This window comes from Acinetobacter sp. ANC 4178, from assembly GCF_004331175.1.
Classification (GTDB): Bacteria; Pseudomonadota; Gammaproteobacteria; order Pseudomonadales; family Moraxellaceae; genus Acinetobacter.
In genome coordinates, this window is the sequence record NZ_SJOD01000001.1 from 905,810 (window position 1) to 920,144 (window position 14,335).

Annotated in this window: 14 protein-coding genes and 1 pseudogene; 10 read left to right on the forward strand and 5 right to left on the reverse strand. The window is 41.3% G+C overall.

What is annotated here, in order from left to right; genetic code table 11:
* Positions 1 to 4 precede the first annotated feature (4 nt).
* From E0H87_RS04305 to E0H87_RS04330, 6 genes are all read left to right on the forward strand, one after another.
* Positions 5 to 943 (forward strand): acyltransferase, encoded by a 939-nt coding sequence (locus E0H87_RS04305; protein ID WP_131322460.1) that lies wholly within the window; start codon positions 5 to 7, stop codon positions 941 to 943.
* A 4-nt stretch (positions 944 to 947) separates the two neighbouring features.
* Positions 948 to 1,997, forward strand: coding sequence for a preprotein translocase subunit SecA (locus E0H87_RS04310; RefSeq protein WP_131322461.1), 1,050 nt, complete (start codon positions 948 to 950; stop codon positions 1,995 to 1,997).
* 122 nt (positions 1,998 to 2,119) lie between these two features.
* Positions 2,120 to 2,848 (forward strand): septum site-determining protein MinC, encoded by a 729-nt coding sequence (gene minC / locus E0H87_RS04315; RefSeq protein WP_131322462.1) that lies wholly within the window; start codon positions 2,120 to 2,122, stop codon positions 2,846 to 2,848.
* A gap of 65 nt (positions 2,849 to 2,913) precedes the next feature.
* On the forward strand, positions 2,914 to 3,726 hold the full coding sequence (gene minD / locus E0H87_RS04320) for a septum site-determining protein MinD (RefSeq protein WP_131322463.1): 813 nt from the start codon (positions 2,914 to 2,916) through the stop codon (positions 3,724 to 3,726).
* 2 nt (positions 3,727 to 3,728) lie between these two features.
* Complete coding sequence (minE, locus tag E0H87_RS04325) at positions 3,729 to 4,001, forward strand: cell division topological specificity factor MinE (RefSeq protein ID WP_131322464.1); 273 nt, start codon at positions 3,729 to 3,731, stop codon at positions 3,999 to 4,001.
* A 96-nt stretch (positions 4,002 to 4,097) separates the two neighbouring features.
* Positions 4,098 to 4,385 carry a PA4642 family protein gene (locus tag E0H87_RS04330; RefSeq protein WP_131322465.1) on the forward strand — a complete coding sequence of 96 codons (288 nt, stop codon included), beginning with the start codon at positions 4,098 to 4,100 and terminating at the stop codon, positions 4,383 to 4,385.
* A 53-nt stretch (positions 4,386 to 4,438) separates the two neighbouring features.
* Here E0H87_RS04330 and E0H87_RS04335 read toward each other — a convergent pair whose 3' ends face one another.
* Positions 4,439 to 5,341 (reverse strand): AEC family transporter, encoded by a 903-nt coding sequence (locus E0H87_RS04335; RefSeq protein WP_131322466.1) that lies wholly within the window; start codon positions 5,339 to 5,341, stop codon positions 4,439 to 4,441.
* Positions 5,342 to 5,448: 107 nt separating this feature from the next.
* Between E0H87_RS04335 and E0H87_RS04340 the strand changes: the two genes are divergently transcribed.
* Positions 5,449 to 6,330 (forward strand): LysR family transcriptional regulator, encoded by an 882-nt coding sequence (locus E0H87_RS04340; RefSeq protein ID WP_131322505.1) that lies wholly within the window; start codon positions 5,449 to 5,451, stop codon positions 6,328 to 6,330.
* 53 nt (positions 6,331 to 6,383) lie between these two features.
* On the opposite strand, the gene E0H87_RS04345 is transcribed toward E0H87_RS04340, so the two are convergent.
* A complete protein-coding gene (locus E0H87_RS04345) occupies positions 6,384 to 9,458 on the reverse strand; it encodes a DNA translocase FtsK (protein ID WP_131322506.1) in 3,075 nt (1,024 codons plus the stop codon).
* 252 nt (positions 9,459 to 9,710) lie between these two features.
* On the opposite strand from E0H87_RS04345, the gene trxB reads away from it, so the two are divergent.
* From trxB to E0H87_RS04360, 3 genes are all read left to right on the forward strand, one after another.
* Positions 9,711 to 10,661 carry a thioredoxin-disulfide reductase gene (gene trxB / locus E0H87_RS04350; protein ID WP_131322467.1) on the forward strand — a complete coding sequence of 317 codons (951 nt, stop codon included), beginning with the start codon at positions 9,711 to 9,713 and terminating at the stop codon, positions 10,659 to 10,661.
* A gap of 84 nt (positions 10,662 to 10,745) precedes the next feature.
* The gene (gene aat, locus E0H87_RS04355) at positions 10,746 to 11,480 is read left to right on the forward strand and encodes a leucyl/phenylalanyl-tRNA--protein transferase (protein WP_131322468.1); all 735 of its coding nucleotides are present in this window, start codon (positions 10,746 to 10,748) and stop codon (positions 11,478 to 11,480) included.
* A 19-nt stretch (positions 11,481 to 11,499) separates the two neighbouring features.
* Complete coding sequence (locus E0H87_RS04360) at positions 11,500 to 12,315, forward strand: arginyltransferase (protein ID WP_131322469.1); 816 nt, start codon at positions 11,500 to 11,502, stop codon at positions 12,313 to 12,315.
* A gap of 48 nt (positions 12,316 to 12,363) precedes the next feature.
* Here E0H87_RS04360 and rimI read toward each other — a convergent pair whose 3' ends face one another.
* The 3 genes and pseudogenes from rimI to E0H87_RS04375 all read right to left on the reverse strand — a co-directional run.
* The gene (gene rimI, locus E0H87_RS04365) at positions 12,364 to 12,825 is read right to left on the reverse strand and encodes a ribosomal protein S18-alanine N-acetyltransferase (RefSeq protein WP_131322470.1); all 462 of its coding nucleotides are present in this window, start codon (positions 12,823 to 12,825) and stop codon (positions 12,364 to 12,366) included.
* Between the two features lie 120 nt (positions 12,826 to 12,945).
* Positions 12,946 to 13,827, reverse strand: coding sequence for a metal-dependent hydrolase (locus E0H87_RS04370; protein ID WP_131322471.1), 882 nt, complete (start codon positions 13,825 to 13,827; stop codon positions 12,946 to 12,948).
* A 310-nt stretch (positions 13,828 to 14,137) separates the two neighbouring features.
* A pseudogene (locus E0H87_RS04375) lies at positions 14,138 to 14,335 on the reverse strand (elongation factor Tu); the annotation flags it as partial.

A 14,335-nucleotide genomic window follows, 5' to 3' on the forward strand; every position in this document is an offset into this window, starting at 1 on the left:
TTATATGTCATCTTCAGCAAACAAACAACCCATATTAAAAAAAATCACACGTGGACTAACGGTTGGCTCTGTCATGACAGGCAGCACTTTTTTTCATGGGCCACCTGTACTCGCGCTTGGCTTAACCAAGTTGTTTAAACAATCAAAAAAAGTAGATCAAACCAATATTCAAATTACCAATAGCTGGCTTGGGGTCAACAACTGGTTGATTGATCATGTTTTACCACATCTAAAATGGGACATTACGGTCGATGATGATCTCGACTTAAGCATGCAAGGTCGTTATTTAATGACCTGTAATCATCAAAGTTGGGTCGACACGACAGTAAATCAATATTTTGGACTCACGCGTATGCCATTGACGCGGTTTTTCACCAAATGGGAGCTCATTTTTATTCCCTTTGTTGGACAGGCGTTTAAAATCTTAGGCTTCCCAATGATGAAGCGGCACAGCAAACAAGAAATTGAGAAAAATCCTGAACTCAAAACCCGAGACATGGAAGAAGCGCGTAAAGCGTGTGAACAATTATTGAGCCAGCCTTTTACCCTACTGAACTATTTGGAAGGAACACGATTCACACCAGAAAAGCATCAGCAACAAAACTCTCCCTACCAAAATCTACTTAAACCGAAAGCAGGCGGCTTAGCCCTTGCCCTCAATATTTTAGGTAATCAAATTGATGCCTTGGTTGATATGACCATTGTCTATCCAGATGGTGCGCCTGGTTATGGCGAATTCTGGTTCGGCGAAGTGGGTCGAATTGCTGTGAATTTACGCAAAATCGAGATTCCCGACTGGGTTTTAGGTGGAAACTATGAAGATGATGAACAATATCGCGTACGTTTCCAAGCATGGGTCGATCAACTTTGGACCGAAAAAGATCAACTGATTAGTCAAATGAAAGCGCAATATTCAACAGCTGCTGAAGTGAATAAGGTATAAACCAATGAAGCAGAACAGTTCAGCAAAAAAATCTAAATATCATCGTGTTGATCCGCAGAGCTGGTCATTTAAGCTCTATCTGATTTACGACACTTTTATGGTGTTCCTGATTATTTTTAATCTGTTCTGCTTGTGTGCCAATTTTTTCTTAATGAGCAATATTGGCGGTTGGTTCTTAACCTCGCTTCATTTAGATGAAATTCTCAATTTTTATCGTACACATCTACATCCGTGGGTGATTACTACCGAAGCTTGGTTTATTTTGTTCTTAATTACTGAGCTTCTGGTTCGATGGATAATTGCCATTATTTATCACCATCATCGTCGTTGGTTCTTTTTCCCTTTTATTCACTGGTATGAAATTTTAGCCATTATTCCACATCTGCGTTTTCTACGTTTATTTCGTGCCGGGATTATTATTTTCCGTCTGCATGAATTGGGCTATAACGTCATTCCCGAATCCATTCAACAAAGAGCGAAATTTTACTACCGTGTAATCATGGAGGAACTGTCTGATCGCGTGGTTATTACCGTATTAGATGGCGTGAAGCATGAACTCAGTACCAGTTCCACCCATAAAAAAATCATTCATGACTTGGTCGATCATCATCGCATCTTATTTGCGCAAGCTTTGGCAGAGCTTTTACAGGAATCACTGGCGACAGAACTCCAGCAACGCCAAGCGTTAATTGCTCAAAATATTGGTGCCATTGTGAATCAAGCCATTGAAGATACACCTGAACTGACTCAACTATTACGCTTAATCCCGATAGTTGGTGGACGGATTGAGCATCAAATTCAGAGCATTGGGCAACGCTTGGGGGAAAATATTACCTACGGTATTTTAGAGCCATTGATATCTGGCAGCCCAGAACAGCCCAACCATACGTATAAGCTCATTGCAGAAAAAGTCAGCGAATTGAACATTGATAATCAAGCATTGGAACAATTGGTTGAGTCTGCTGTGTACGAAACTTTGGACGCCATTCGTAAGCAAGTGAAAGTGAAACAGTGGTTAGAAGACCTTGAAGAGCTCGATCAAGCTAAAGAATAAGCATTAAGATAAAAAAGTTACAAACTTGGCTAGAGAATTCAAAGAATTTGTTCTAGGATTTGCTCTATTTACAACATCACTTCGGCATAAAACCAATAGTTTCGAAGTCTTAAGGATAAAATATGGCTGATATTCGGATCACCGGTAGAATGGTTAACTTTAGTAGATTAACCTTCGACACAAATGACCATAATGCCATTCGTCAACAACTGAGCCAATTGCTTCAAGACAGCACCACGCAAGGTGCGCTTGTTATTTTAGACAGTACAGTTGAACAAGAGCTGATTGCCCTAATTCAACTGCTGCTCGATTTAGATTTACAACCTATGGCGGTCATTGAAGGCCTATTGGGTGATGAAGCACGTGCGATTCAATTTCCAGTACTCCCTGCCGACAGTAAATCGTTACAACGTATTAAAGCAACCCAAGAACAAGTGGTTGAAACCGCTGTTCAAGAACCAGAAGTCGCAACGGAAAATACGCAAAAAGTATCGCCATTTCCGCGTAATATTGGACATATTACCTCGTATCACGATGAAATCTTACGTACAGGTCAATGTTTAATCCAAGATCATGGCGATATTATCGTCAATGCAGGGATAAATAGCGGTTCAGAAGTAATTGCTTCAGGAAATATACATATTTATGGCAGTGCTCGTGGTAGAGTTATCGCAGGTGCTGGTGGAAACAGTGCTGCTCGCATTTTTTGTCACTCACTTGAAGCCGAATTGGTTTCAATTGCAGGGACATATTGTGTCGCCGATGATATTCCACCCCATGTCTTAAAGAAGTCCGTACATATTTATTTAAATGAAAACCAAGAGCTCGAATTTAAAGCTCTGGAATTTTAATGTATAAATAAACACCAAAACCCCGCTAATTAAAGGGGGGATTTACCATAACAGGAGTGGATTCGGTGGCGAAAATTGTTGTCGTAACATCAGGCAAAGGTGGCGTAGGAAAAACTACGACCAGTGCATCTTTTGCAACAGGTTTAGCCCTTCGTGGTCACAAAACTGTTGTGATTGATTTTGACGTAGGTCTACGTAATCTTGACCTCATTATGGGCTGCGAACGTCGTGTTGTGTATGATTTTGTGAATGTTTTAAATAACGAAGCACGATTACAACAAGCACTTATTCGTGATAAAGATATTGAAAACTTATACATTTTACCGGCATCACAAACGCGCGATAAAGATGCGTTGACCGATGAAGGTGTAGCACGTGTAATGGACGAATTATCTCAAGAATTCGATTACATTATTTGTGATTCTCCTGCGGGGATTGAGCGTGGTGCAATTCTAGCCATGTACCATGCAGATGAAGCGATTATCGTGACCAACCCTGAAATTTCATCGGTACGTGACTCTGACCGCATTATCGGTATGTTGGACAGTAAAACTAAAAAAGTAGAACAGAATGAAGGCCGTATACGCAAACATTTGTGTATTACCCGCTTTAATCCTGAACGTGCAGACAAGCAAGAAATGCTCACGATTGACGACATCTCGAAAGACATTTTACGTGTACCGACATTGGGTGTTGTGCCTGAATGTAAAAGCGTTTTACAAGCGTCTAACGAAGGTAAACCTGTCATTTTGTTCCAAGAAGCAGAAGCTGGACAAGCCTATGAAGATCTGGTTGCCCGTTTCCTTGGTGAAGAGCGTCCTTACCGTCACATTACAGTCAAACCTAAAGGCTGGTTAGCACGATTATTTGGAGTGTAAATATGGCAGGCTTCTGGAGTAAATTATTTAGTAATGATGACAAACCATCAAGCGCACAAATGGCAAAAGACCGTTTGAAAGTCATTGTTGCTTCTGAACAAGGCTTAGGTAAACGCTTGAGCCAAGATAAAATTGACCAAATGAAGAAAGAGATCATGCAAGTGGTCAACCGCTATGTGCGTGGGGTCGATGAAGAACATATCCAAATGTCTGTTCGCTCAGAAGCGAATATTGAAATGTTGGAGATGAATATCAATTTGCCTGAAGAGCGATAATCTGAAATCTGATTAGTCAAGCAAATGGATTCAAGGCAAAATAGCGGCAGTTATTTTGCCTTTTTAGTTTGAAAAGAATATACCAAGGAGTTTGCGATGGCATTATCTCAGCCAGCAACGTTTAATGAAGAATGGTCGGATGAGCGCGTTTTTGCCTATTTAAATCAGCTTCCTCCTGCAGGAGTTAATGCCGACTTTCATGTTCTTTACCACGCATTCAAACATATGCGTCCAACTGACTACGAGCGTTTGTTAACTCAATTCGTCGCAGATGGTCGTAATGTCAATGCAACCAATCCTCAAGGTCAACGTATTCACGATGTGATTGCTGAATACCCACGCCAACGTGATGGATTCTTAGAAGTCTTGGCAAAATTTGCTTAAGCCTTAAAGCCTACCTCGTGTAGGCTTTTTTATTCTCTGCAATCTAAAATGAATTAGAACAACAATTGCATCAGCAATGGAAAACTCAATGCAAATAAGAGTGTTTGTAAGCTAATGATTGCTGCCATGAGTTGACTATCCCCCTTAAAAAATCGCGTTAAAATATAAGATGCCGATGCTGTGGGTAAAGCAAAGAAAACCACCAAGACCGCAATATGTAAGGGTGCCAAGCCAAATCCTTGTGCCACAAAGTAAGTCAATATCGGTACTCCAAGTAAGCGCGATACACTATTCATCATGACACGTCCAAAATCGGGCTTAAGCTGACTAAACTGTAATGCCGCTCCAACTGAAATCAAACCTAATGGCAGACTACTCCCCGCCAACAACTTTAATAATTGTGATATACCTTCTGGCATCAACAAGCCAGAGCCATTAAATGCAATGCCCAATACGCAAGCGACAATCAGTGGATTCTTCACAATCGACATCAGCGTAAAACGCAACTGACCTTGTGCACTTTGGGTCAATGACCAGACCGAAATAATATTGACCAATGGAATCGCAACAGCAATCATCATAGTGAATAATTGCATGCCAGTCGCACCAAACATTAAGCCCATCAATGAAAGCCCAATATAGGTGTTGAATCGAATCTGACTTTGAATATAAACCCCGAAACGGCGCACTGGAATGTGAAGATAAAATTTAAGCGCCAATAACACCACGCTAATCAATACAATGATCACGATTAGTGCCACGTAAAGCATAACCATCGAACCTAAGTCGAGCTTTACACTAGAAAGATTGCTAAACAATAACGCAGGAAAAAGAATGTAATAATTCAGTTTTTCAGAGTTTGCCCAAAATTCCTCCTGCAAAAAAACTGTCCGTTTAAATACATATCCCATTCCAATCAGAAAAACCAATGGAAAGAGTGCCATGATCATGTTCATTCATTTATTCCAATTACTGCACATCAGTCAGCTTTGACTCATCTTGGAAACAGAATATAATCCTTATTCTCCCTCATAATAAAATGAGTATTTACTCATACCCTCAAATGACCTTTAGCCAACTTGAAATTTTTTTACTGGTTGCTAAACATCAGAGTTTTAGCAATGCAGCCAAACAACTCGGGATTTCTCAATCTGCGGTTTCACATGCCATAAAAAGTCTAGAGCATTTTTGGCGTGTACAACTGTTTAGTCGAGAACAAAATAATGTGGTCCTCACCGAGATTGGGCAGCAACTTCGTATCCATGCGCAGGAAATTTTAAATACAGCACAAGTCATGCAGCAGCAAGTTGCTGCGACACATGGCCTACAACAAGGCAGCTTAAGAATTGGTTCATTTGGGGCATCCGCATCAATTCATCTACTGCCTGAACTACTGCAAGCTTTTAGGACTGAGTACCCTCAAATTGAAGTTTTTGTGGAAGAAGGAACCGATGATGAAGTCACACAATGGATTTTAAACCAACAGGTTGATGTCGGATTTGCAGTTTTACCCAACCATCAATTGGATACTTTTCCATTGATTAAAGATATTTTTATCGCACTTATTCCTAACTCCTACCCGATTGCACAAATGAGTCAGGTGGATATTACTCAACTGAAGCACTACCCTTTTATTTTGACCAAGGCAGGCAGCCAGACGCATATTGAAAAACTCCTCAAACAATATGAGATACAGCCCAAGATTCAATATCAACTGTCGCAATTATTGACCATTCTGAATATGGTCAATCAGCATGAAGGCATTTCGATTGTGGCGGATATGGCCATGACGCCAGAACTGCTTGCACTGCATCCGAATGTGGTGAAACGTCCTTTGCTACCGAACACACAACGTGAAATTGGGCTCGCCGTCCGCAATCAAAAACTGATGAGTCCTGCAACACGTGCCTTTATCGAATTGGCACAAAACATGTTCTATGATTAAATTCAAGCGCATAAAAAAGCCTGCTCTTAGGCAGGCTTTTGAATAGATGAGCACTAGGCGAGAATATCTCGCTTACCATTCGCCCCCATCGCACTTACAATGCCACTTTCTTCCATCTGATCAATAATACGTGCCGCTCGGTTATAACCTAAACTAAACTTACGTTGTAAAGATGACGTCGACGCTTTACGCGTTTCTAAAACAAAGGCCACACATTGGTCATACAAAGCATCGCGGTCTGAACCGCCATCACCTTCTTCAAACCCACGTGACGTCGGCTCTTCATCATATGGAGTCAAAATTTCATCGATATAGTCAGGATCACCGCGTTCACGCCATGCATCACAAATTCGGTTAACTTCATCATCGGAAATAAAAGCACCATGCACGCGTTCAGGTTCAATTTTACCTGGCCCTAAAAACAGCATATCACCATGACCCAACATGTCTTCCGCACCACCTGCATCCAGAATGGTTCGAGAGTCAATTTTACTGTTTACACGCAATGCAACGCGAGTTGGAATATTGGCTTTAATCAAACCTGTAATGACATCCACTGATGGACGTTGGGTCGCTAACAACAAGTGAATGCCGGCAGCACGTGATTTTTGTGCCAAACGGGTAATCATTTCCTCGGCTTTTTTACCCACCTGCATAATCATATCGGCAAATTCATCCGCCACAATCACAATCGAAGGTAACGGCGCTAAGCGCGGTGCGCGCTCACCCACAACGGAGTCACTGGCTTTCCATGTTGGATCAATCAGGTCTTCCCCATTCGCCAATGCTTCTTCAACTTTACGGTTATAGTCCGCCAGTTTACGAATTTTAAGGAATGACATGAGCTTGTAACGACGCTCCATTTCATTCACACACCAATTCAATGCACTGACGGCATCTTTCATGTCCGTCACGACAGGGGTGAGTAAATGTGGAATATCATTGTAGTTGGCCAGCTCTAACTGTTTTGGGTCAATCATGATGAGGCGCAATTGATCGGGTGTATATTTCAACAGCATCGATAAGATCATCGAGTTCACAGCAACAGACTTACCTGAACCCGTGGTGCCCGCAACCAACATATGTGGGGCCTTGCCTAAATCGGTAATCACAGGATTACCCGAAATGTCTTTACCCATCGCCATTGAAAGTAAACCCGCTGGATCGCGATAAGTCGGTGTTTCCAATAATTCGATAAGACGCACCATTTCACGTGCACTATTTGGAACTTCAATTCCAATGTAAGGTTTACCCGGAATTACTTCTACTACACGTACCGAAGCCATTGACATAGAACGCGCCAAGTCCTTCGAAATATTGGTGACTTTAGAGGCTTTAACCCCAGGTGCTAAATCCAATTCGAACCGCGTCACGACTGGCCCGGGTTGAGCTTCCATTACTTTGGCTTTAACATTGAACTCTTGCAGTTTAATTTCGAGTAATTCTGAAAGACGTTCCAATTGTTCAGCAGTGAAGTTTACTTTTTTGTTCGGATCAACACGATCAAGCAAATCCAATCCGGGTAGCGTAGACAAATCACGACGTTTTTGTGCGACCTGCATAGCACGTGACATCGGTCGTCCCGCCGCATCCGTCAATGGCGCATCAAAATCAAACTCATCTTCTTCTTGAGGTTTTCCTGCAGTTTCTTGCCAAGCTTCAATGAATGCCTCTTTAGACAACTCAGCTTTGGTTTGTTCAGTAAAACGCTCTGATACCTCTACAGCCGTGTGCTGTATTGGCGTTTGAACAAAGGCCGATGATTGCGCATAAGAAGATACTGTACGCTGCTCAACGACTGGGGAATCTACATGTTGTTCTTCTGCATCAAAATCATCCAGAAAACGATCTAATTCATCGTTCAATAAGCGTGCTTTAACAGCACCTTCGGCAACCCCAGCTACCGCAGGCATACTCAAAATTGAAGCTTGCCCTACAGCGATATCAGGGATTGTTGTCGGTTGAATGGCTTGAACTTCACTTCGTTGGAATGGACTATGTACATCCGAAGCTGTTTTACCACTAGGCACAGCGGCAAGGAGTTCATCAAAAATTTCATCATCATCCCAATCAAGATTACTTTTGACTGGTTTCGGAGAGGGTTCAAGTTGGACTTCAACAGGATGCTGACGCTCAACTACAGAATTGAAATCATACTTAGGAAGCACAGTTTCATCTTCGGCAGCTTTTAATAATGCCTCAATATCTTGCTTATGTAGGTGGTCATTATTGGTATTTAAAGCACGCCAAACTTCACCTGTGGCAATAGTGCGCTGACTGTCTTGTTCAAGTTGATGCGCTTTGGCAATGGTTTTTTCAAACTCTTCATCGTCGTCTAAATCGAACTCATTCGGTTGATTCAATTGAGACTCTTTCTGTACCATATCATCAAACAAACGCTCAGCTGCCGCACCCGCAATAAACGGTTGTTCCATTGACGCTTTAGATGAATCAGCATCATCTACAACTGGGTCTGAAGTTTTACTTGGCGCGACTGCAATCACCTGTTTTTTGACTTGAGGTGTGGTACGGTCAAAATCGGATTCGCTTTCAGGTACATTTTTATAAAATAAATCTTGTAAATACGCAGGCGTAGCTCGCAAAGTATCCCATGTTTTATTCCACTTCACCCCAAAGGCCAAAGTGAATAACACCACCCAAAACACGATTAAGAACAGCGCAGCGCCATAAATGGTGAGCAATTGGCTTAGGCTTTGCCCCAATTCATAGCCAATAATGCCACCAGAGGCATTGGCTAAAGTATCCGCAGGCACTTCCCAAAACAAAAATAATAAAGTTGCTGTTGCCAACAAAATAAAAAATTGGGCAGCATAACGAAATGGTCGGTTCAAAAAGCTACGTGGCCACCACACCTGAATCGCTTCAATAAATAAGAAAAGCGGAATGAGCAGGCTTGCCCAACCTAAAAATCCAAACAATAAGTCTGAAATCCATGCCCCAGCGACACCGCTTGCATTGGAAACCTGTTGGGTATCACTGGAAATATGCATCCAACCTGGATCAAAAGGTGTATAAGTGACTGTTGCAAGGAACAGATAAATCCCAAATGAGACTAAAAATAATGTCATCATTAAGCGCTGTGCATAAGCACCTGACACCGCAGCCATACTCTGTCCTGTAAGCATTTTTTCATTCATGTTTTTTTGGAAAACAACCTGAATTTGTTTCTTAATAAAACCTGATATTATGCACCTGTTCACGTAAAAAAGATGCAAGATTATGAGGGCTTGTTGTTAACTTTATTCTATATAGCTCAAATCGATTTGCATGATCAATATTACCCACATTGAACACACACAACTGTTATACACTTTCACGTATAATTTCATAAATTTTGAAAGAAAAAAAGGATGTCGCGAATGAGCGCTCGTCACTCACGATTAATTATTTTAGGTTCTGGCCCTGCGGGTTACAGTGCTGCAGTTTATGCTGCACGTGCCAATTTAAAACCAATGCTGATTGCTGGCTTGCAATTGGGCGGTCAATTAACCACAACAACTGAAGTGGATAACTGGCCGGGTGACCCAGAAGGTTTAACTGGTCCTGCACTCATGGAACGTATGCAAGCCCATGCAGAACGTTTTGGCACAGAAATCGTGTATGACCACATCAATGAAGTTGACCTTAGTGTTCGCCCATTCGTCCTTAAAGGCGATATGGAAGAGTTCACTTGTGATGCACTAATTATCTCAACAGGTGCAACTGCACAGTATTTAGGTTTAGAGTCTGAAGCAAAATTCATGGGTCAAGGTGTCAGTGCCTGTGCAACCTGTGACGGTTTCTTCTATAAAAACCAAAAAGTGATGGTGGTGGGTGGTGGTAACACTGCGGTAGAAGAAGCACTCTATCTGTCTAACATTGCCTCACACGTGACCCTTGTACACCGTCGTGACAGCTTACGTTCAGAAAAAATTCTACAAGACCATTTATTTGAAAAAGAAAAAGAAGGCAAAATTAGCATTCTTTGGAACAATCAAGTGGATGAAGTCTTGGGTGACAACACCGGTGTAACTGCAGTACGTTTAAAATCAACTGTAGATGCAAGTACACAAGATATTGATGTTCAAGGTTTATTCGTGGCAATCGGTCACAAACCGAATACAGGCATGTTTGAAGGTCAGCTCAACCTACGTGATGGCTATATTCAAGTGCAAAGTGGCACCTCTGGCAATGCAACAGCAACATCGGTTGCAGGTGTATTCGCAGCAGGTGACGTTGCAGATAGCATTTACCGTCAAGCTATTACTTCAGCAGGTTCAGGCTGTATGGCTGCACTCGATGCCGAAAAATATTTAGATGCTCTAACATAATCCTTTGCATCTATTCAAACCGCCCGAATTTAGGGCGGTTTTTTTATGTATGATAGAGCAAAGAATAATCCCCAGAATTTGATCATGCAGCATACTTTAGCACCTTCTGAATATTTATTTCCTAACCCAATAGACTCAGACCCTGATGGGCAGGGACTCATTTGCATCGGTGCAGATCTGTCCCCTTCTACCCTATTTGAAGCCTATACCCACGGTCTTTTTCCATGGTTTTCTGAAGGTGAACCGATTTGCTGGTGGTGTCCCGAGCCACGCTGCATTATTCACCCCGAGCAGTATCATCCAAGTAAATCCTTACTGCGCAACATGAAAAAGCATGATTATAAAATTACCATTAATCATGCCTTTGAATCAGTTATTCGTTCTTGTTCACTACCTCGCAGCTATGCAGATGACACATGGATTTCAGAAGAAATTATTCAAGGTTATTTAGACATGTTTGCAGCGGGTTATGCGTATAGCATTGAAGTCTGGGAACAAGAGCAAATTGTCGGTGGGCTATATGGCGTGAGCATTGGTAAGGGCTGCTTTGGCGAATCGATGTTCAGTATACGTACCGATGTATCTAAAATGGCATTTTATACCTTAATGTTACTTGGACAAGAAAACCAACTGGCTTGGATTGATTGTCAATTGGTGAATGATCATTTGCTTAGCCTTGGTGCTTGTACAATTTCTCGACAAGCGTATTTAAATTCGTTACAAGATATTATAAAACAACCCCCTATCGATTGGAAAAAGTATCAAGAGGGTGTATTTTCAAGTAAAAGAATAGCGTTATCTTCGCAGTTAATCGAATGAAAACAATAGAGGGATCTTTATGAATTCATATCACCCGAAGTCCCTGTTAAATGATTTACAGTACTACATTACACCACCGCATGAATGCAGCTATCTTGAAAAGAAATCTGCTCGGATGGTCTTTTTAGATCCAGCCCATCGGATTGATGTGGTCACCTTGTCTGAACTTTCTCGAGTTGGTTTCCGCCGTAGTGGAGATTTTGTCTACCGTCCCGAATGCCACTTATGTCGCCAATGCCTGTCTTGCCGCGTTCCTGTCCAAGAATTTCAAATGAACAGTAAGCAAAAAAAAGCATGGAAACGCAATCAAGATCTGACGGTTAAAATTACCCAGCCTAAAGATGCGGGTGATGTGCATTATGCTTTATATGAACGCTACATTCGTGAGCGACATGCCGATGGCGATATGTTCCCGCCTAGCTATGACCAGTTTGAAAAATTCCTAATACATACCTGTACTGAAAGTTTTTTTCTGGAACTTTGGAAAGATGAACGGTTGCTCTGCGTTTCGACCTGTGACCAACTTGATGATGGCTTATCGGCGGTCTATACCTTTTTTGATCCCGATGAAAATCGCCGCTCATTAGGGGCTTTTGCCATCATGAAACAAATTGAATATGCTCAACAACAGCAATTGAACTATGTCTATTTAGGGTATTGGGTACCTCATTCCAATAAAATGAATTATAAGTCTCAATACACGCCCTTAGAATTACTGCTCGATGGACAATGGCGACGCATCAATCGTTCGCTCAGTTCAGAAGAGATTCAACTTTTGGGAAACTCATTGATGACCACGCTTCCCTCAGGCTGGAACAATTCGATTATTAAATAAGTGGATATTTTGATGGAGCAGATTGACTCCATCGCATGAGTATTTAAATTATGATTTGAATAACTGAGAAAAATCATCAGTACATGCTTTTACCATAATAATGGCATGCTCATACCCACCATTTGGGCTTGGATAATAATTTTTACGCAAATCAATTTGATGAAAACCTGATTTTTCATACAGTGCGATTGCAGCTTGATTGCTTTCTCGTACTTCCAAAAAAATTTGTACAGGTTGATTCTTAAGCAAAGCAATCGATTCTTCTAAAAGAAGATAACCCAGCCCCTTGCCTTGCTGATTAGGATGAATCGCCATTAACAGTAAATTCGCCTCATCCAGAACAGGTTGTAGTATACAAAAGCCAACCACTTGTCCTGCCTGCTCAATCACAGTACTTTGGTAACTATTCACGGCATCCTGAAATTGGTTCAATGTCCAAGGATGACTTTGTACCAGCTTTTCAATTTGAGCAACTGCATTGACATCAGTTTGCTGCATTAAACGAATCATGCTCGTTCATCTTATCGATCTAAATAAACATGCATTATAAAAATTTTTCGATGCAAAACGAATAAAAAAAACAGGGATATTTTTATGATCCCTGTGCTCTTTAAGCTTCACAATAAAACATTACAGCCCTAATTTAGCTTTCCAATTGGCCAGTAAGCTTACAGTGTCTAAATGATTAGGATGAAACCTCGGTTTAAAGTACGCCAGCATTTCACGCCCCATTCCCGTAATAATGCCTTTTGATGGACTATAACCATAAACATAGATATCTTTTAACGCCTTTAAATTAAGCTGATTGTCTTGTTTTAATAAACGTAAAACAAAATAACTTTGCACAACAAATAAAGTTGCCATGGCCGCAATAAGAGATCCGCAGCGAGCAAGATAGGCTTTCACCCCTGTACCAAAAACACCTTCAAATACATCATAAGCCACAGCTTTATGTTCATTTTCTTCAATGGCATGCCAGTACCACATCGTCGACATCGTTTCGTCAGTCATGAGTTCCTGAATATGACGATTAATCAATAATTGTGAAGCAATGGTCGCAGTGAAATGCTCTAAAGCTGTGGTTCCCATCAAGTCAATCATTTCTTGCGTGACACCGATTGGCTTAAACAGAATGGCGGCTGTTTTACGAAAGCCTTGAATGACGTTATCGGTTTGCTTTTCCAAGCTAGCTACATCATGTCCATACTTTTGTGCTGAAGCATTGAAACCAACATGTTCTTGCGTATGCATCGCTTCCTGCCCAATAAAAGCACTGATTTCTTTTTGCAAAATCTCATTGTCTTTAATTGCCGGGTCATAACGTACGGCACGTACACTATCAATAAAAAATTGCTCACCCGCTGGAAACAGTGCAGACAAGGCAGTCATAAAATGCGTCAACCCTGCCGAGCCATTCATCCAATATTCAGGCACATTTTCAAAATTAAAATTCATACGACGTACAGGAAAACTTGCACCTGCACGATTGGTAATTTTTACCTTAGCATTCATCTGAGACTCCTACAGACCTATAAGGTCTAACCATCTTTATGCTTGTTTTTCTTGATTCTAATATTACGGTTTTCACCTCAGGCGATAAGGGCAGATAAGGTCAAGGAAGTATCAGTTAAGGACAGTTTTACAGGCAAATTGTCTAACAATTTTATGATTCTATTTTTATCTCAATAAAAACTATTGATCTATTGGCGGTATGAATACCTGCAAAAAATATCTCATGCAAAATAGAAAAGTCTGGCATTAATACATGTTATAGACATAAAAAAAGCGCCCCAAAGGAGCGCTTTTTTCACACAATAAGTGATTATGCAGTTACTTTCGCAACAACACCAGCACCAACTGTACGACCACCTTCACGGATCGCAAAACGTAGACCTGGGTCCATTGCGATTGGGTGGATTAATTCTACTGACATTTCAACGTTGTCACCTGGCATTACCATTTCAACGCCTTCTTGTAATTGGATAGCACCAGTTACGTCAGTCGTACGGAAATAGAATTG

Bases quoted from the DNA above. Each gene is read 5' to 3' on its own strand.
- E0H87_RS04370 (WP_131322471.1), bottom strand. From the start codon at position 13,827: ATGAATGCTAAGGTAAAAATTACCAATCGTGCAGGTGCAAGTTTTCCT.
- E0H87_RS04340 (WP_131322505.1), top strand. From the start codon at position 5,449: ATGACCTTTAGCCAACTTGAAATTTTTTTACTGGTTGCTAAACATCAG.
- rimI (WP_131322470.1), bottom strand. From the start codon at position 12,825: ATGATTCGTTTAATGCAGCAAACTGATGTCAATGCAGTTGCTCAAATT.
- minC (WP_131322462.1), top strand. From the start codon at position 2,120: ATGGCTGATATTCGGATCACCGGTAGAATGGTTAACTTTAGTAGATTA.
- E0H87_RS04305 (WP_131322460.1), top strand. From the start codon at position 5: ATGTCATCTTCAGCAAACAAACAACCCATATTAAAAAAAATCACACGT.
- E0H87_RS04310 (WP_131322461.1), top strand. From the start codon at position 948: ATGAAGCAGAACAGTTCAGCAAAAAAATCTAAATATCATCGTGTTGAT.
- minE (WP_131322464.1), top strand. From the start codon at position 3,729: ATGGCAGGCTTCTGGAGTAAATTATTTAGTAATGATGACAAACCATCA.
- aat (WP_131322468.1), top strand. From the start codon at position 10,746: ATGCAGCATACTTTAGCACCTTCTGAATATTTATTTCCTAACCCAATA.
- E0H87_RS04345 (WP_131322506.1), bottom strand. From the start codon at position 9,458: ATGGCTGCGGTGTCAGGTGCTTATGCACAGCGCTTAATGATGACATTA.
- E0H87_RS04360 (WP_131322469.1), top strand. From the start codon at position 11,500: ATGAATTCATATCACCCGAAGTCCCTGTTAAATGATTTACAGTACTAC.
- trxB (WP_131322467.1), top strand. From the start codon at position 9,711: ATGAGCGCTCGTCACTCACGATTAATTATTTTAGGTTCTGGCCCTGCG.
- E0H87_RS04335 (WP_131322466.1), bottom strand. From the start codon at position 5,341: ATGAACATGATCATGGCACTCTTTCCATTGGTTTTTCTGATTGGAATG.
- E0H87_RS04330 (WP_131322465.1), top strand. From the start codon at position 4,098: ATGGCATTATCTCAGCCAGCAACGTTTAATGAAGAATGGTCGGATGAG.